Below are 17753 nucleotides of genomic sequence, written 5' to 3'. Positions count from 1 at the left end.
GAAGTGGTGGTGAACGACCGTCACTCGTCGGAGGTTCCGACTCCGATCGACCCCTCTCCCCCCGCCTCGTCCGGGCATTTCCCGCCCTACGACCCGTACGCCCCTTATGGGCAACAGGACACGCAGGCGGGTTACGCCGGATACGGCGGCACGGACCCCCTCTTCGGCGCCCTGCCCGGTACGCAGCCCGCAGGTGCGCACGACACCGCCACCTACGGAACCGGCACGTACGGCGCGGGGGCGCAGTTCGCCGGGGCCTACGACACAGGGGCCTACGACACCGGCTCCCTCGACACGGGGTCCTACGGCACGGGCGGCTACCCCGTCGGCACGGGCGGCATGAACGCGTACGGCACCGGCGCGTACACCGACGGCACGTACGGCGGCACCGGCTACGACACGGGCGCGTACGACATGAGCACGTACGGCACCGGCGCATACGGAATCGGGGCGTCCGCCGCCGGTGCGTACGGTGCCGGTGCGCATGGTGCGGATGAGGCGGTGGCCAGCGAAACGTTCCACACGAGCGGGTACGGCGCGGGAGTGGCGGGTTACGCCGCACCGGAGCCCACCTTGCGGGTCCCCGAGGTGCCCATCGGCACCGGCACCCCGTACGACACCGGGGCCACCGGACAGTGGGACAGCACGGCGTGGGGGTCGGCCACGCTGGGTGGAGGCAGCGCTTCGTGGCAGGCCGCGCCCGGCGACTCACACGGGGAACTCGGCGCCCCGTTCGGGGAGTCCGGCACGCCTTACAGACAGGCCGGTGCGCCGTACGAAGCGACGAGCGCCTCATATGACGAGTCCGGCGCCCCCTACGGCGACGTCGTCTCGTACGAGGAGTTCGGGGCGTACGGGGAGTACGGCAAGGCCGCCTACGTGGAGGGCGTCTACGAGAACGCCGGCTACGAGGAGACCACCTACGGGATGGGCCCCTACGGGGAGGTCCCGCGTCAGGGCGGAGAGGCGCGCCCCCAGGCGGAGTCCGGCCCCTCCCGGCAGGCCCCGGGCGGCACGCCTGATGATCAGCGTGGCGAGGCCGCCGAGGCCCTGACCATGACGGCGCCGATGGTGCTGCCCGCCGACCTGCCCGGCCCCCGAAACGGCAACGCCGAGGACGGCACCACCGAAGACGGCGACACCGGAAACGGCAACGTCGCGGACGGCAACGCCAAAGGCGCCGGCGCGGGCGATGCGCCCCGCATCCCGAGCTCGCGTTCCGCGTCCGGGGCCCGTAAGGGTTCCGGTGCGCGCGGCGGCACCGGAAGCGGCTCGCGAAGCCGGAACAGGCGCCGCACCGCCAAGCGCTCGGCGCTGCTGACCGTCGCCGTGCCGTCCGTCGCGGCGATGGGCGTGTGCGCCGTCGCCGCCGCGTCCGTCAGCGGGCTGGGTGGCGGCGACAGCGAGAAGAAGGACACGACGACCACGCAGGCGGCGTCCAGCGTCCCCACCGTCCAGTCCGCCGTGGCCAACAGCAAGCTCGACACCCAGCTCGCGGGCCTCAGCGCGGGCGCCGACGACTTCGCCGACCGCGCCAGCCGCACCCAGGAGCGCATCGACCTCAAGGCGCGCCAGGAAGAGGAGCGCAAGCGCCGTGCGGAGGAGGAGGCGCGCAAGGAGCGCGAGCGCCCCAAGTTCCTGCTGCCGGTCGCGCAGCACGGACTGAGCGCCTACTACGGGCAGGCGGGCGTCAACTGGATGTCGCTGCACACCGGGATCGACTTCCCGGTCGGTTACGGCACCCCCGTCATGGCCGCCACCGACGGCACCGTGCGGACCCAGTGGAATTCCGCGTACGGCAACATGGCGATCGTAACCGCGCCCGACGGCACGGAGACCTGGTACTGCCACCTGAGCAGCACCAAGATCCGCTCGGGGTCGGTCAAGGCCGGTGAGCAGATCGCCTACTCCGGCAATTCCGGCAACTCCACCGGGCCACACCTGCACTTCGAGGTCCGCCCCGGTGGCGGCTCGGCCATCGACCCGCTGCCGTGGCTGCGCACCCGCGGCCTCGACCCGAGCTGACCGGGCGCCGGGAACCCCAGCGGGCACGCGCCGGGAACCCCAACGGGGACGCGCCGAAACCCCAGCAGGCACGCACCGAAACCCCAGCAGGCACACGCCGGAAACCACACCGGGCAGCACCGGAAACCCCAGCAGCCACGCGCCGGAAACCACACTGGGGACGAAGCCCGGCCGGGCCTCGTCCCCACCGCCGTCACCCACCACAAGGCGCGACGGCGACCAGCCGTACCGCTAGCTACAGCTTCTCCACCGGCGCGTACCGCAGCAGCAGCCGCTTCGGCTTCTCGCCGCCGAAGTCGATCGTCGCCTCCGCGTTGTCCCCGCTGCCCTTGACGCCGACGACCGTGCCGAGTCCGAAACTGTCGTGCGTGACGCGGTCGCCGACCGCCAGCGAGACGACCTGCCGGTCCTTGGCCCGCCGGGTCGCGAAACCGGTCGGGCCGGCCTTGGAGCGGGACGAGGACAGCGACGACCCGATGCCCGAACCGCCGAATCCCGAGCCGGAACCGAAGCCGGAGCCCGAGCCGGACCCCGACCGGCCGCCGCCCATGGACGCGGACGGCGTCGCGGGCCCCGTCCGCTTCCACTCCACGTACTCGTCCGGGATCTCCTCCAGGAAGCGGGACGGCGGGTTGTACGAGGGCTGGCCCCAGGCGCTGCGCATCGTGGAGCGCGTCACGTACAGCCGCTCGCGGGCGCGCGTGATGCCCACGTACGCGAGCCGCCGCTCCTCCTCCAGCTCCTTGGCCTGGCCCAGGGCGCGCATGTGCGGGAAGACGCCGTCCTCCATGCCCGTCAGGAAGACCACGGGGAATTCGAGGCCCTTGGCGGTGTGCAGGGTCATGAGGGTGATGACGCCGCCGCCTTCCTCGTCCTCGTCCGGGATCTGGTCGGAGTCGGCGACGAGGGCGACCTGCTCCAGGAACTCCGCGAGGGTGCCCGGGTTCTCCTCGCCGCGGTCCTGCTCGAATTCGAGGGCGACGGCGGCGAGCTCCTGGAGGTTCTCGATGCGGGTCTCGTCCTGGGGGTCGGTGGAGGCCTGGAGCTCGGCCAGGTAGCCGGTGCGCTCCAGCACCGCTTCCAGGACGGTGGCCGGGCCCGCGCCGGACTCCACGATGGTGCGCAGCTCCTCCATCAGCGTGTTGAAGCGCTTGACGGCGTTGGCGGAGCGGGCGGCCATGCCGTAGGCCTCGTCCACCCGGCGCAGCGCCTGCGGGAAGCTGATCTTCTCGCGCAGGGACAGCGCGTCGATCATCGCCTCCGCGCGCTCGCCGATGCCGCGCTTGGGGACGTTGAGGATGCGGCGCAGCGGGACGGTGTCCTCCGGGTTGGCCAGCACCCGCAGGTACGCCAGGACGTCCCGGACCTCCTTGCGCTCGTAGAAGCGCACGCCGCCGACGACCTTGTAGGGCAGCCCGACCCGGATGAAGATCTCTTCGAAGACACGGGACTGCGCGTTGGTGCGGTAGAAGACCGCGACGTCGCTCGCCTTGGCGTCGCCCGCGTCGGTGAGCCGGTCGATCTCGTCGGCGACGAACTGGGCCTCGTCGTGCTCGGTGTCGGCCACATACCCGGTGATCTTGGCGCCGGCGCCGGCCTCGGTCCACAGGTTCTTCGGGCGGCGGTTCTCGTTGCGCTCGATGACGGCGTTGGCGGCGTTCAGGATCGTCTGCGAGGAGCGGTAGTTCTGCTCCAGCATGATCGTCGTGGCGTCCGGATAGTCCTCCTCGAACTGGAGGATGTTGCGGATCGTGGCGCCCCGGAACGCGTAGATCGACTGGTCGGCGTCGCCCACCACGCACAGCTCGGCGGCGTCCTCCGCCGGGCCCACCAGCTCGCGGACGAGGGTGTACTGCGCGTGGTTGGTGTCCTGGTACTCGTCCACCAGGACGTGCCGGAAGCGGCGGCGGTAGTGCTCGGCGACGTCGGGGAACGCCTGGAGCAGGTGGACCGTCGTCATGATGATGTCGTCGAAGTCCAGCGCGTTGGCCTCGCGCAGCCGCGACTGGTACAGCGCGTACGCCTGGGCCAGCGTCTTTTCGAAACCATCGGCGGCCTGAGCCGCGAAGGCCTCCTCGTCGACGAGCTCGTTCTTGAGGTTGGAGATCTTCGCGCTGAAGGACTTGGGCGGGAAGCGCTTGGGGTCCAGATCCAGATCCCGGCACACCAGCGCCATCAGGCGCTTGGAATCGGCCGCGTCGTAGATCGAGAACGACGACGTGAAGCCCAGCTTCTTGGACTCCCGGCGCAGGATGCGCACGCACGCGCTGTGGAACGTGGAGACCCACATCACATTGGCGCGCGGCCCCACCAGCTCGGCCACCCGCTCCTTCATCTCGCCCGCGGCCTTGTTGGTGAAGGTGATCGCCAGGATCTGGCCGGGGTGCACCCCGCGCGCGCCGAGCAGGTGCGCGATGCGGTGGGTCAGCACGCGGGTCTTGCCGGAGCCCGCGCCCGCGACGATCAGCAGCGGCGATCCCGTGTGCACCACGGCCGCCTTCTGCTGCTCGTTCAGCCCGACGAGCAGCGACGACGTGTCGATGACGGGGCGCGCGGCGCCGTCCCGGTAGTACGCGTCCCGGGGGGCGGGCGGCACGTCGAACGCGTCCCCGAAGAGGTCGGCCGGGATCTCCTCCGGTGCCGGACGGTCCTCGTCCTCGGGAGGCGGCGGAAGTTCCTCGCCCTTGGGGTCCAGATCCGCCAGGAAGCTGTCGTCAAAGAGGCTGCTCATCGCCCACCGAGTGTAGGCCGACCCACTGACATCCCACGGCGGCGGAGGGGAAACGGCTGGTTGAGGACGTACGGGCGGCTGCGGAACGGCTACAGGAGGCCACGGCGGAGGCGTACGAGCGCCAAGGGACTCCGTACGAGAAGTGAGCGGCCGGGCACGGGCAGACGCGACGTACGAAGCTCCGCCGCTCCTCGGGCACCTTCGGGCGCCCTCGTCCGCCCCCAGAGACTCTCAGTCCACCCCCGGACACCCTCGGTCCACCCCGGAACCGCCTCGCTCCCCGCCCGGAAGGGTTCCACGCACCACGAAAAGGATTCGGGCCATATCGAACACCAGCCTTCACAGAACTCGCACCCGGTGGCTACCGTGCTCGCTCAGACGGCCCGACCCCTCGTCGGTGACAGCGCCGGCACGGGCCGCCTCCGCCGAGTCCGGCCTGCCACGAGCCGTACCGCCCGAGGCGTCCGGAGCCGGGGACCCACACGTACCACCGGGGTGAATCGGTCGGTCCGGCCCCCTGGAGAGCTCGGCGACGCCACCGGCCGCAGCCCCCGGGAGACCGTACGGCCGTAGGGCAACCCTTCCGTCAGCGCCACCGCCCGAACCCGACAGCTCACCCGGTAGGCGGTCCACGGAAGGAGTCACCGGCCTTGGCGTCCCACCGAAAGCCGCGCCCACGCTTACTCGACTCGACCGTCCGCCGCGCCGCCGCCGGGCTCACCACCGCGGCGCTCGCCTCCGTCACGCTGTTCGCCCAGGCCGCGGACGCGGCGCCCGGCTCGCCCAAAGCCCCGAAGCCCACCATCGAGCAGGTCAAACGGCAGGTCGACGACCTCTACCACCAGGCCGGGACGGCGACCCAGAAGTACAACGCGGCCAAGGAGCGCGCCGACCGGCAGCGCGACGCGGTCGAAGCCCTCCAGGACGAGATCGCCCGGCTCGCCCAGAAGATGAACGACGCCCGGCGCGACCTCGGCGTCTACGCCTCCGCCCAGTACCGCTCGGGCGCCATGAGCCCGACCGCCCAACTGATGCTCGCCGACGAGCCGCAGGAGTTCGCCGACCGCAAGCACCTCATGGAGCGGCTGACCGACCGGCAGCAGCAGGCGGTCACCGACTACCAGGAGCAGCGGGCCCAGACCACGCGCAAGCGCGCCCAGGCCGCCCGGAGCCTGGAACAGCTGCGGGACACGGAGGCCGACCTCAAGCGGAACAAGAGCGCCGTTCAGGACAAGTTGCGTCAGGCCCGGCAACTGCTGGCCCGCCTGACCGCCGAGGAGAAGGCCCGGCTCGCGGCCCTGGAACGCAAGCGGGCGGCCGAGGCCAAACGCAAGGCCCAGGAACTGGCCCGTCAGCAGGCCGCCGCCGAACGCCGCCGCCAACAGGAAACGCGGAAACAGAGCGCGGGCACCTTCGCGGGCGCGCCTTCGGGTTCGTACTCCGGACGGGCCGGGCAGGCGATCTCCTTCGCCCGCGCACAGGTCGGGAAGCCGTACGTCTGGGGCGCGACCGGGCCGAGCTCCTACGACTGCTCCGGCCTCACCCAGGCGGCCTGGCGGGCGGCGGGCGTCTCCCTGCCCCGTACGACGTGGGACCAGGTCAAGGTCGGCCAACGCGTCTCCACGTCCGCCCTCGCACCCGGTGACCTGGTGTTCTTCTTCGGCGACATCAGCCACGTCGGGATGTACATCGGCGGCGGACAGATGATCCACGCGCCGAAGCCGGGTGCGAGCGTACGGGTCGAGTCGATCTACACGATGCCGATCTACGGGAGCATCCGGCCGTCGTGAGTGCCGGCGAGCCACGGTGAGCGGCAGCAAGCCGCCGTAGGCCACAGCGGGCTGCCGTGAATCGAGCTGAGCTGTGACGAGCCGGTGGGGAACGGGCCGATCCTCGTCCCCATAAAGGGGGCCACCCTCATCCCCATAAAGGCAGTTGCGCGGCCCACGGACACGCGCGCGGGGCGGGGACTTCCGGGACCTCGCCCCGCCCACCGAACCACCGCCACAGGCTGCCCACCCCGTGACGGCTCTGGATCATCAGCCCGTCATCACGTCCACACCACGGCGATGAAGATGTTGACCATGGTCAGCAGCCCCACGATGCCGAACAGCGGCTTGGCGACCTTCTCCTCGTCCCGCTTCACGTAGACCAGGCCGAGGATCACGACCAGCACGGCCAGCTTGATGCCGATCTTGATGTTGTTCACCGAGTAGTCCTGGGCCTGGTTCAGGCCGACCAGGACGATGCCGGTGACGAGCATCGTCAGCGCGCCGTGCAGCATGGCCGGTACGAAACGGGCCGTGCCCGCGCTCATCGCCTTCATCTGGGTGAGGAAGCCGCCGAGGAGCGAGGCGATACCGATGATGTGCAGACCGACGAAGATATTGATTACTACGTCCATAGTGATCGATCGTATCCGCCCGAAATCGCCGATCTTGGGGAGGGGCGGGCGGCGCACGGCCCTCGATAAGCAGGCCGATCCGTCTGCACACGGGGGGCGACGTACGAGTTTCCTTCGTAACGCGCCGTGCACGTACGAGTTCCCTTCATAGCGCGCCGTGTACGTACGAGCCACCGGCCACCACCCCTCAGTTGCCGCCGCGCACCAGCTCCCGTTCGGCGACCACGCGGAAGCTGTGGGGCGCGCGGCCGGTGACGCGCCGCACGACGTCGGTGGTGCGGTCCTCGGCGCCTTGCGCGATGGCGCGGTCCATGTCGGCCAGCATCGTGGCGAACTCGGGCGACACCACGCCCGTCAGCCGCTCCCGCTGGCGCTCGTAGCTCACCTGCCGGTGGACGACGGTCCGGCCGCCGACTTCGGTGACGATCGCGGCGATGTCGTCGTAACTGAGCGCCTCAGGGCCGGTGAGAACGAGGTCCCTATTGGGAGCGCGGTCGTCCGTCAGAGCGCGCACGGCGACCGCCGCGATGTCCTCGGCGTCGACGAAGCCCACCCGACCGCTCCCCGCCGCCGTCAGGATGACGCCGGCCTCGCGGATGCTGTCGGCGTGGGCGTGCGCGCCGGTGAAGTTCTGCATGAACCAGGACGGCCGCAGCACCGCCCACTCCTCGAACAGGCTGGGCAGCGCCTGGTGCACCACCCCCACCGCCGGACCGCCTTCCGGGACGGCCGACGAGCTGAGCAGCACCGCGCGTCGCACGCCGGCGTCCCGGGCCCGCCGCAGGAAGGGCAGCATGACGGCGGCCGGGTCGGGGTCGCCCAGCGGCGGTACGAGGTACACGCGGTCGGCCCCGTCGAGAGCGGCGCCGTGCGTGCCGGGGTCGTACCAGTCGAAGCGGACCGGCTCCGCCCCCGGGAGCGGCGCCGCGCGACGGCTGGCGGCCTTGACGCGGTGACCTTCGGCGATCAGTTGCGCGGTGGTGCGGCTGCCGGTGGTGCCGGTGGCGCCGATGACCAGTGTGGTGGTGCTGTTGATCACCGAGCGCTCCCGACGAAATCGCCATCGGACGAGACGCCGTCCGTCCCGGGCACGTCGGAACCGGTGCCGGAACGGGCTTCGGGACGTGTGCCGGAACCGGTGCCGGACGTGACGAAGTCGGTGCCGGGCGCCTGCAAGGCGAGGGGGTTCCAGTAGTCGCGGTAGGAGGTGATGAGCCCGTTCCGGACGGTGACGACGGCGATGTAGGTCATGTCGAAGGGCTCCCCGGTCTGCACCAGGCGGCCCACGCCCCGCATCTCGACCACCAGGGTCTCCGGGTCGGTCGTCTGGTGAATCCGCAGCTCGGGGAACTCGTGCAGGTCGATGTGATCGGGATAGCCACGCATATAGGCGGCGACGGCCTCCCTGCCCTCAAGGCGCTTGGGCCAGCCCTCAGGGGCGAAGGGGAACTCCATGACGCCGTCCTCGGCCCACAGGGCGACCCAGGCCGCGATGTCCTTGTCCAGCAGCAGGCGCAGGCTGTGGCGGTAGAGATCCGCCGGTGGGGTGTGCGCAGGCATGGGGGTGCTCCTTCACTGCTCGCCTTGAATACGGACCGTCGGTCCGCTTCAACAGTACGGACCGTCGGTCCGCTTTTCAAATGTCGGCTGGAACGACCTCCGGCTGAACAGCCGGGCCAGCCGGAACGCCCCGTCCGAATGGGCCGGATGACGGGACCGGTCAGCTTTCAGCACAGCAGCGGTCCGCCCCCGCACATCCCACGGTCACAGCCATGCAGAACCCCGCCCCGTACGACCGCAAGCGGCCATTACCCGGCAACCCGGCCGTCTTTCGTGCGCACGAGGTTTAGCGTCCTCACCCAGGCGGCCGACTCCCCACCGTCGCCGGTTTCCGCCCCGGCGACTGTCGGCCGCCCCCGCCAAGAGGGACGGCGGCGGCCCGCTCCCCCTGTTACGGGCCGCCGCCGGACCCAAACGCCCGTCCCCCGGGCCCCTGCGGCTTCTACGGCGCCAGCACTCCGCTCAACCACCGGAACACCTCCGGCACCTGCGCCTTCCACACGCCCGTCCCGTGCCCGCCGGCCCCTGCGGGGATGTGCTCGACCCGCACCGTCGTCGGTTCCTTCGCGAGCCTCTGGAGCGCGAGGCCCGCCTCGTAACCGTCCCCCGACGCCCCAGAGACGAACAGCGCCGTACGCGGCGGCGCGCCCTTCTCGTTGGCGGCCTTCAGGATGTTGAGCGGATTGGACCGCGCCCGCAGCACGGGGTTCCGGCCGGCCAGGGACGCGGGCTCCTGCGCCGGGTCGTTGTAGCCGGAGAGGCTGACCGCCGCGCGATAGCGGTCCGGATGGGCCAGCGCGAGTTTGGTCGCACAGTGGGCGCCTGCGGAGTAGCCCGCCACCGCCCAGGAATCCGCCTTTTCTTCGGCCCGGAAGGTGTCGATCACCATCTGCCGCACGTCCACGGACAGCCAACTGTCCGCGTTCACCTTCCCCGCGATGTTGACGCACCCGGTGTCCACCGAACCCAGCAGCGTCGTACGGGGCGCCACCAGGATGAACGGCTTGACCTTCCCCTGCTCCATGAGGGGCCGCAACTGCTCACCGGCCTTCAAGGTCCCCAGCCACGACTTGGCCGACCCCGGGAACCCGGGCAGCACCTCCACCACCGGGAACTTCTTCCCCCGGTACGCCGGATCGTCGTACTGCGGTGGCAGCCACACATAGACCTCACCGCTGACGCCCGAAACCTTCCCCTTGAATTCGGTTTGCCGCACCCCCGCCCCCACCACCGGGTCCGTCGCCGGAACGAACTCCTGCGCCTGCCTCGGCTCGTCCTTGATCCGCGTCCCGCCCAGCCCGTCCGGCCCCAGGTCACGCGCGGTCCCCACATGATCGGCGGTACCGAACAGGTCCCCCCAGGTGTCGTACAGGCTGTTCGCGTTGTTGACGATGACGAACACCAACGTGACGGCCGTGACCTGCGCGAACAGCACCATCACCAGCCGCACCAGCCCACGCACGAGCCACGGCCCCCGCACCCGGCTCCACAGCGTCAGCGGCAACACGATCGCCACGACCACCAACGCGATCGACGTGAGGAAGAACGGCGTACCTGTGAGGCTCATCGCGGAATCTGTCTCGCTTCCAGGACCTGTGCTGCCGGGACGCGTCCCGCGACATGAGGCACATACGGGTCGACGCACACGCCGCATGCGCACCGACGCGACATACGGACGCAGCGACGTGGACGACATGGGGATGGTTCCGGCCCCCGTCTCCACGGAGCAGCGAGCCTTTCCGTCGCCTTAGATGGCGTTCCCCGGCGTCCCGGTTGCCCGCCTTTGGACCTTATTTACGCAACCGGGCCTTCCCGCCCGCGCCGGTTCACGTACGGCCATGAGAACCCGCGTGAGCCCGAACCATCTCCCGCAGCCCATCCGCACGCCGATGAACCTCCTGCGCGAGGGCTTCGAAATCGGCGGGGCGGGGTTCGCGCCCTTCGCCTCGACAGGGGCGACAGCGGCCGTCCACGAGGCCGGAGGCGCGGGCGGGGGCCCGGCATTCCGCACACTCGGTCAGGGGGTCGGACGAGGCGGCGGACGCGGCCTGAACGGCGAGGTTCCGACCCGGCCGGGAAACCGTGGCGGGCTCGGGCGGGAGTTTGTCGGTGAGGCGGCGGCGGGCGATGGCACCCGGCGAGTGGACCTGAGCGGGGAGCCCGGCGGTCAGCGCGGCGGCGAGCTGGGGACGCGTGACACCTCGCGCCAACCACTGCGCGGCCAGGTCTTCCAACTGGGCGCATTCGGCAGCCGACAAGATCATGCGCGAATCGACGGCCCCCAGCGCGGCCAACGCCTCGTACGCCTGCGAACGCCCGGCCCGGCCACGGGGACGAGGCTCCGACTGCGGCCTCGCTTGCGGGGGCTTCTCCGGGTGCGGGTGCGGGTGCTGCGACTGCGGGTGCTGCGACCGCGAATACGGCTGCGGGTGCTGCGAGTTCGGAGCTTCAACAGCGGTTGACGGGGCCTCCGTTGCCGCCCCCTCAACAACCTCCCCCGCCAAAAATCGCCCCCACCACTCCAGCGGGCGCGCGGTACGCGAGAAGTACGTCCGGAACACCCACTGCGTACGCCCCTCCCCGACCACTTCCCGCCTCCGCCGCAGGTGACCGGCCTCATCGAGCCTGGTCAGAGCGGTACGAACGGCCTGCTGGCCATAGCGCGGCTGAACGGCGGCCAGCGTCTTCACGTCGATGGCCGAACCGTCCGACAGCCGGTCGATGTACGCCGCCAAGTACGCCTCCCGCTCCGGCAGATGCGCGAAATCGTCTCGACGCGAGGGGGCCTGACCTGGGGCGGAACGCTTTCCGTAGCCGGAAGCGGCGCGGGGGTGTGCGGGTGCGCAGGGCGCGGAGCTAAGGTCGTGGAACGCCACGAGATCCCTTTCTCTCGTTCTGGATCTTGTTGGCCAGACCCCGGACCGATGTTGGAGCATCGCCGGGGTCGCTTTGTGGCGCTGGGAACGCTAGGGGCCCCTCACGCAGCGGCGCAACCCGAACACAGAAAGTTAAACCCGTTCGAGCGGAACCGCCTGGGAGGGTGGGTGGGTTGTGCCCAACCCACCCCTTCCACAGACAAGCCACCCGAGTCCCGACCCCCGAAGCTCAAGCCCCGGACACGTGGGAGATGAAGGCGCCCCAAGCCGCCTCCGAGAAAGCGAGTTGGGCCCCTGCTTTGTCCTTCGAGTCGCGGACGCGGACGGCGCCGGGGACGAGGCCGGGACGAGCAGACACCTCTAGGCAGGCGCCGCCTTGATCATCGCTATAACTCGATTTCCGCCGTGCGTAGGCGATTTCCAAACAATTACCGCCCTCGTCGTCGCTGTAGCTGGACTTGAACCACATCAGCTCGCCGCTCATAGCTCCTCCGCCAACTTTCCGATGAAGTGCGCCGACTCCTCAACACTCAAGCAGTGCGCACAGATCGCGCTATGGCGCTGCGTAAAGGCACTGACCCTCTCAGCGTCGGCATACAGAGCACTCGTTTCCTGTGCTTCGACGAACGCGTACCGCATGTGATCAGCGGTTTCCAGAAGTACCAGCGCGCCACTGAGCGCGGAGGACGAGGCCCTCGTCATCGGCAGAACCTGAACGGAGAATTGCGCCGCCGACTCACGTCCGCGACCCGAAGAAGTTGCTTCCTCATCACCTCAGCTCCCCCGATCATGGTCCGGAATGCAGCCTCATAGACGAGGAAACCGAAGGTTACGGTCGGCTCCTTCAGCCTGTCCTGCCTCCGCAATCGAGCAGCGACCCGTGCCTCACGCGTCTTCTCTTCGAGAGGCGGGAAGCGCGGTTCTCCCCGTGTCACTCCCGCCCGAGTTCGCCAAAGCTTGAGCTGATTCCCGCAGTAGCGCCACACCGCCGCTGGTCGCGACCGAGCTTTCTCACCGTCGGCAGCCCTCTCAGAGCACACCGGGTACAACGGGCTTTGTACCTGCTTTGCCCCTCCCGAAGCTACGCCGCAGCCGTCATCGTCTGAACCGTGAATGCACTAACCCCTCGCCCACCGAGTGCATGGCGGTTCACCCGCCACCCTCGAAGCGTCGGCCGGGCGCGCAAACTGCTGCGGGAACAGGCCGGTGCGTGGGATCTGCCGCCGGACACCACCGTCACCGCCGCCCTCCTCCTCAGCGAACTGCTCACCAATGCCTGCGCTCACGCGCACGTCTCCCCAGAGCGGGAGATCCATGTGAGCTGTTCCCTGCGCACGGGCGTGCTGCGCGTGGAGGTGTCCGACACGGCCGTCGAACAACCCGAGCTTCGGGACCCGGACGACGGTGACGAGGACGCGGAGGACGCGTGGGGTCTCGCACTCGTCACCGCGCTCGCGGACGACTGGGGCGGCGTGCGCCCGCGCCCCTACCGCACCGGCACCGGCACCGGCACCGGCACCGGCAAGACCGTGTGGTTCGCGCTGAGTGTCGTCACACCAGACGGCGGGCCGTCGCCCACCGCGTCAGTTCGTGGCGATTGGACAGCTGGAGTTTCCTGAGGACGGCGGAGACATGGGACTCCACCGTCTTCACGGAGATGAACAGTTGCTTGGCGATCTCCTTGTAGGCGTAACCGCGCGCGATCAGACGCAACACCTCCCGTTCGCGCTGTGTGAGGCGGTCCAGGTCCTCGTCCACCGGCGGGGCGTCCGTGGAGGCGAAGGCGTCGAGGACGAACCCGGCCAGGCGGGGCGAGAACACCGCGTCGCCGTCCTGCACCCGGAAGATGGACGCCACCAGGTCCTTCCCCGTGATCGTCTTGGTGACGTAGCCACGGGCACCGCCCCGGATGACGCCGATGACGTCCTCGGCCGCGTCGGAGACGGACAGCGCCAGGAACCGGACCGGGCGCTCGGGGTCGACCATCATGGCGGCGCTGCGGCGCAGCACCTCCACCCCGCCGCCGCCGGGCAGGTGGACGTCCAGCAGGACGACTTCGGGGCGGGTGGCGGTGATGACCGTGATGGCCTGGTCGACGTCGGCGGCCTCGCCGACCACCTCCACGCCCGTGCGCTCGGTCTGCCCGATCTCGGCCTGGACGCCCGTCCGGAACATCCGGTGGTCGTCCACCAGGACCACTCGCACGGTGCGCGCCTGTCCGCCGGTCTCGTCCTCCGCGTCCGGCGCCGTCCGGGGCTGAGCCGTGGCCGTGCCCCCGGCCGGAGCCTGCTCACCGGTCGGCGCCTGCTCGCCCGCCGATGCCTGTTCACCGGCCGGGGCTGGGTCCGCCGCGCCGAGGGCGCGCTCGGCCGCCGTGCCGGCTTCGGGCTCGGCCCCCGTCCCGGTCGTGCTCCGGCCTTCCTGTGCGGCGTCGCTGCTCATCTCGTCCGTCCGTCCCTCGTCGACTCGTTCCGCGTCATCATCCCCCGCCGCGCGCGGTCCCCGCCGACGCCCGGCGTGCTCGTCATTCGGCACGCTCCATCTCCAGTTCCACCACCGTTCCCCCGTCGGGGCCGTTGCGCAGGTGGGCAGTGCCGCCGTTACGCTGCATCCGGCCGATGATGGATTCGCGGACGCCCATCCGGTCCTCGGGCACCGCGTCCAGGTCGAACCCCGGCCCCCGGTCCTTCACGGAGATGAAGACCGTCCGGCCGCCCTCGACCTCCGCGTACACCTGGACCGGGCCGCCCTCGCCCCCGTACTTGGCCGCGTTGACCATGGCTTCCCGCGCGGCCTGCATCTGGGCGCCCAGCCTCTCGTCCAGCGCGCAGTCACCGACGACGACCACCTCGATCGGCACGCCGTGATGGTCCTCGACCTCGGCCGCCGTCTTGCGGACCGCCTCGGCGAGGGTGTCCGGCTCCTCGGTCTCGTCCTTGCCCCGGCCCTCCGGCTTGTAGAGCCAGGAGCGCAGCTCGCGCTCCTGCGAACGGGCCAGGCGGGCCACCTCCCGGGGGTTGTCGGCGTTGCGCTGGATCAGGGTCAGTGTGTGCAGGACGGAGTCGTGGACGTGGGCGGCCACCTCGGCCCGTTCCTGCGCGCGGATCCGCATCAGCCGCTCCGCGGACAGGTCCTGCACCATCCGTACGAGCCAGGGGCCCGCCAGCAGCGCGATGCCGACGACGATGGCCAACGCGGCCTGGAGAACCGAACCCAGGTGTCCGACCGAGCCCTGCAGGACGAAGATGCCCGTCACCCCGACGACGACCAGCAGGACGCCGGCGGCCCCGCGCAGCACCGGTATCAGGCCCTTGCGGCGGCCGAGCTGCAGCCACTGGGCGCGGCGGGCGTTGTCGGCCTGTCGCCACACCAGGGCGACACCGGCAGCTATCAGCAGCACCGGCCACAGGTAGTGGCTGACGCGGCCGAGCTGGAACCGGGAGGCGACGATGCCCGCGCCGATGAGCAGGGTCATCAGGGCCAGGAGCTGGCCCTTGTCCGGCTTGCGGGCCAGCAGCCGCCGTCTGCCGTCCTTCTCCCGTTCCCCTCGTATGTCCGGTCGGCCCTTCGCGTCCGCTGCCGGCCGGGGCACCTCCACGCCCCCGACGCCCAGCGGCACGATGAACCAGAAGGCCGCGTAGAGCAGGGCGCCCATCCCCTCCGCCATCAGCAGGGCGAGGAAGACGATGCGGACCCAAGCGACAGGCAGCCCCAGGTGGCCGGCGAGGCCGCGTGCGACACCGCCGAGCAACCGCCCGTCGGCGCTGCGGTACAGCTTGCGCACGGGTGGCTCGTCGAGGTCGTGCGCCGGGGCGCGGGGGCCGTCGGCGCGGGGCGCTGCGGTGTTCATGTCCCGATCGTCACACGCCGTGGGGCCGGGGAGCATCAGGGAACTCCCTGATCGATCCCGGACCCCGACTCAGGGTCACGCCGGGGGCACGGATCATCGGCGGGGAGCTGGGACGCGGGGGACGTGGGAGAGGCCGGAGCATAGGCCCCCGCCTCTCCGAGGCCGAGGCCCGAAGCCGCAGGCCCGAAGCCCGAGCCCCGAAGCACGGCCCGGCTTCCGAAACACGGCCCGGCTCTCGGCTCGACGGACGCGCGGCCCGAAGCCCGGCACCCCCGGGCTGATCGTCCTTACCCGCCCACAGCTGATTCGTTACTGCTTCGCCTGCTGGAAACCGTTCTTGACGTTGGTGAAGATCTCCGCGTACGTGTCCCACTGCTGCTTGGGGGCCGAGAGGTAGATGGCGTACTCGTTGCCGCCTTCGCGGCCGAAGCCGAGGTCGGCGGCCCGCCACTCACGGGTCCGGCCCTGGAAGGTGAACTCCCATATCGCGGCGGGAGCGCCCTGATAAATGGTGTCTTGGAGGCGCAGGCGCTTGTATACCGGGTATTTCTCCTTGAAGTCGGCTTCGACCTCTTTGAAGTGTTCGACCTGGTCGGCGGTCGCGAAGTCCAGAACATTGATCTTGAGGTTCACGAGCCGGGTCGGGTCGACGTAGTTGACCTCCCGGCCACCCTCCCTGATCTCGCGGGTCCATCCCTCGGGGACGGGGAAGGAGATGCCCAGCCTGGGCTCCGCGACGCGGCGGTAGCCCGCGGGCAGGGGCGGCGGCTCGCTCACGGCGGGGGTGGGCTCGCTCGCCTTGGGGGTCGGCTTGGGAGTGGACTTGGCCGAGGCCGGGTGGTCCCGCGGCAGCGTTTCCCGCGTGCCGGGCGCGTCGTCCGTCTTCCACAAGTCCACCGCGTACAGCGCGCCACCCGCGACGGCCACGGCCACCACCGCGCCCACGACGCTCCACACGACCGCGCGGCCACGCTTCTTCCCGCCGCTCGCGTCCGCCGGGTCCGTCCCCTTTTCCTCGCGCGCCGCGCCGAGCAGCGTCGCGCCGCCGCGGGTCGTGCCACCGCGGGCCGCGCCGGACGGCTCCGTGGCCGGGCGCGCTTCGGGCCCGGCCGACCCGGCCATGGGTGTCGTCGCGGCCGTCTCGGCGACGGGAGCGGAAAGAGAGGAAGGGGCGCTGCCGGAACCCTCGGCGGTGGCCCCCGCGTGGGCGGGGGCGTCGGGCCCGGCACCGGCGGCGCTTCCGGCACCGGCCCCGTCCCCTACATCGGTGGTGGCTCCGGCCTTCGCGTCGGCTACCGCTCCGGCGTCGGCTCCGGCCCCCGTTTTTGTCCTCGTCCCGTCCGACGCGGAAGCGCCGCCCGACGTGGGCAGCAGCGGGAGGGTGGCGGAATAGGTGGTGCCGGACGGCGCGTCCGCGGCCCAGGCGGGCGTGCGCATCAGCGCGGTCTCGGGCTCCGCGGCCTGGGCCCGCAGCTCCTGCTCCACCTCGTGTGCCGTGGGGCGGTCGTCAGGTTCCTTGGCGAGCAGCGCCGTCACCAACCCGGTCAGGGGGCCGGCGTTGCGCGGCGGGTCAACGGGGTCCATGGCTATCGCGTAGGCCGTCTCCACCGCCGTGGCCTTGCGGAACGGGGGGCGCCCCTCCAGCGCCTGGTAGAGGGTGGCGCCCAGCGCCCACAGGTCCGAGGCGGGCCCCGGCCTTCCGCCCTTGACCCGCTCGGGAGCCAGGTAGTCGACCGATCCGATCAGTTCGCCCGTTTTTGTCAGGGTGGAGGTGCCGGTGGAGACGGCGATGCCGAAGTCCGTGAGGACGACCCGGCCGTTCTTGCCGAGCAGGACGTTCCCGGGCTTGACGTCGCGGTGCAGGACCCCGGCGGAGTGCGCCGCCTTGAGCGCGGCGATCATTCCGCGTCCGATCCGGGCGACCTCGTGCGGGGGCACCGTGCCGTCCGCCCGCGCGGCCTCCTTGATGAGGTCGCCGAGCGTGCCGGACGGCACGTATTCCATGACGATGCACGGCAGGCCGTTGTCGTCGACGACGTCGTGGACGACCACGACGTTCGGATGGTTGATGCGGGCCGCTGCCTGGGCCTCGCGGCGGGTGCGTTCGTTGCGGGTCGCGAGTTCGTCCGCGTCGATCCCGGGCGACACGTGCAACCGCTTGACCGCCACCTCCCGGCCGAGCAGTTCGTCCCGGGAGCGCCAGACGGTGCCCATGCCGCCCCGGCCTATCTGCTCCAGCAGGCGGTACCGCCCGGCGACCAGTTGTCTGTCGTCCGCCGCCGCTTCCGTCACCGCACGCCCCTCCGA

Annotated in this window: 11 protein-coding genes, 2 pseudogenes and 1 riboswitch; of the genes and pseudogenes, 3 read left to right on the top strand and 10 right to left on the bottom strand. The window is 70.8% G+C overall.

What is annotated here, in order from left to right:
- Positions 1 to 9 precede the first annotated feature (9 nt).
- The gene (locus ABZX96_RS04545) at positions 10 to 2025 is read left to right on the top strand and encodes a peptidoglycan DD-metalloendopeptidase family protein (protein ID WP_355537695.1); all 2016 of its coding nucleotides are present in this window, start codon (positions 10 to 12) and stop codon (positions 2023 to 2025) included.
- A 235-nt stretch (positions 2026 to 2260) separates the two neighbouring features.
- Here the strand turns inward: ABZX96_RS04545 and pcrA are convergent, their stop codons facing one another.
- A complete protein-coding gene (gene pcrA, locus ABZX96_RS04540) occupies positions 2261 to 4756 on the bottom strand; it encodes a DNA helicase PcrA (protein WP_355537692.1) in 2496 nt (831 codons plus the stop codon).
- A 442-nt stretch (positions 4757 to 5198) separates the two neighbouring features.
- A riboswitch (cyclic di-AMP (ydaO/yuaA leader) is annotated at positions 5199 to 5399 on the top strand.
- Between the two features lie 7 nt (positions 5400 to 5406).
- Here pcrA and ABZX96_RS04535 point away from each other — a divergent pair.
- Positions 5407 to 6546: an NlpC/P60 family protein gene (locus ABZX96_RS04535; protein ID WP_355537689.1), complete on the top strand. Its 1140-nt coding sequence runs from the start codon at positions 5407 to 5409 to the stop codon at positions 6544 to 6546.
- A 260-nt stretch (positions 6547 to 6806) separates the two neighbouring features.
- Here ABZX96_RS04535 and ABZX96_RS04530 read toward each other — a convergent pair whose 3' ends face one another.
- From ABZX96_RS04530 to ABZX96_RS04505, 6 genes and pseudogenes are all read right to left on the bottom strand, one after another.
- Positions 6807 to 7160 (bottom strand): hypothetical protein, encoded by a 354-nt coding sequence (locus ABZX96_RS04530; RefSeq protein ID WP_355537686.1) that lies wholly within the window; start codon positions 7158 to 7160, stop codon positions 6807 to 6809.
- 187 nt (positions 7161 to 7347) lie between these two features.
- Positions 7348 to 8199, bottom strand: a complete 852-nt coding sequence (locus tag ABZX96_RS04525; RefSeq protein ID WP_355537683.1) for an NAD(P)H-binding protein — start codon at positions 8197 to 8199, stop codon at positions 7348 to 7350.
- A gap of 113 nt (positions 8200 to 8312) precedes the next feature.
- Positions 8313 to 8720: pseudogene (locus ABZX96_RS04520) on the bottom strand (nuclear transport factor 2 family protein); the annotation flags it as partial.
- A gap of 442 nt (positions 8721 to 9162) precedes the next feature.
- Positions 9163 to 10287, bottom strand: coding sequence for an alpha/beta hydrolase-fold protein (locus ABZX96_RS04515; RefSeq protein ID WP_355537680.1), 1125 nt, complete (start codon positions 10285 to 10287; stop codon positions 9163 to 9165).
- A gap of 1538 nt (positions 10288 to 11825) precedes the next feature.
- Positions 11826 to 12080 (bottom strand): DUF397 domain-containing protein, encoded by a 255-nt coding sequence (locus tag ABZX96_RS04510; protein WP_355537677.1) that lies wholly within the window; start codon positions 12078 to 12080, stop codon positions 11826 to 11828.
- Positions 12077 to 12531: pseudogene (locus ABZX96_RS04505) on the bottom strand (Scr1 family TA system antitoxin-like transcriptional regulator). The gene ABZX96_RS04510 and the pseudogene ABZX96_RS04505 overlap by 4 nt, the downstream one beginning before the upstream one ends.
- 174 nt (positions 12532 to 12705) lie before the next feature.
- On the opposite strand from ABZX96_RS04505, the gene ABZX96_RS04500 reads away from it, so the two are divergent.
- A complete protein-coding gene (locus ABZX96_RS04500) occupies positions 12706 to 13215 on the top strand; it encodes an ATP-binding protein (RefSeq protein ID WP_355537674.1) in 510 nt (169 codons plus the stop codon).
- Here the strand turns inward: ABZX96_RS04500 and ABZX96_RS04495 are convergent.
- From ABZX96_RS04495 to ABZX96_RS04485, 3 genes are all read right to left on the bottom strand, one after another.
- Positions 13148 to 13801, bottom strand: a complete 654-nt coding sequence (locus ABZX96_RS04495) for a response regulator transcription factor (protein ID WP_355538035.1) — start codon at positions 13799 to 13801, stop codon at positions 13148 to 13150. The two genes, ABZX96_RS04500 and ABZX96_RS04495, sit on opposite strands and share 68 nt — an antisense overlap.
- A gap of 319 nt (positions 13802 to 14120) precedes the next feature.
- A complete protein-coding gene (locus ABZX96_RS04490; RefSeq protein ID WP_355537671.1) occupies positions 14121 to 15446 on the bottom strand; it encodes a PspC domain-containing protein in 1326 nt (441 codons plus the stop codon).
- A 309-nt stretch (positions 15447 to 15755) separates the two neighbouring features.
- Positions 15756 to 17738, bottom strand: a complete 1983-nt coding sequence (locus ABZX96_RS04485; RefSeq protein ID WP_355537668.1) for a protein kinase — start codon at positions 17736 to 17738, stop codon at positions 15756 to 15758.
- Positions 17739 to 17753 lie beyond the last annotated feature (15 nt).

The organism is Streptomyces sp. NPDC003077 (assembly GCF_040611095.1).
In the GTDB taxonomy this organism is placed as follows: Bacteria; Actinomycetota; Actinomycetes; order Streptomycetales; family Streptomycetaceae; genus Streptomyces.
Note: the sequence above shows the minus strand (reverse complement) of the source record. Positions and strands in the feature narration are given on the sequence as shown.

Excerpts from the sequence above, each read along its gene's own strand:
- ABZX96_RS04510 (WP_355537677.1), bottom strand. The coding sequence starts at position 12,080 with ATGAGCGGCGAGCTGATGTGGTTCAAGTCCAGCTACAGCGACGACGAG.
- ABZX96_RS04490 (WP_355537671.1), bottom strand. The coding sequence starts at position 15,446 with ATGAACACCGCAGCGCCCCGCGCCGACGGCCCCCGCGCCCCGGCGCAC.
- ABZX96_RS04515 (WP_355537680.1), bottom strand. The coding sequence starts at position 10,287 with ATGAGCCTCACAGGTACGCCGTTCTTCCTCACGTCGATCGCGTTGGTG.
- ABZX96_RS04530 (WP_355537686.1), bottom strand. The coding sequence starts at position 7,160 with ATGGACGTAGTAATCAATATCTTCGTCGGTCTGCACATCATCGGTATC.
- pcrA (WP_355537692.1), bottom strand. The coding sequence starts at position 4,756 with ATGAGCAGCCTCTTTGACGACAGCTTCCTGGCGGATCTGGACCCCAAG.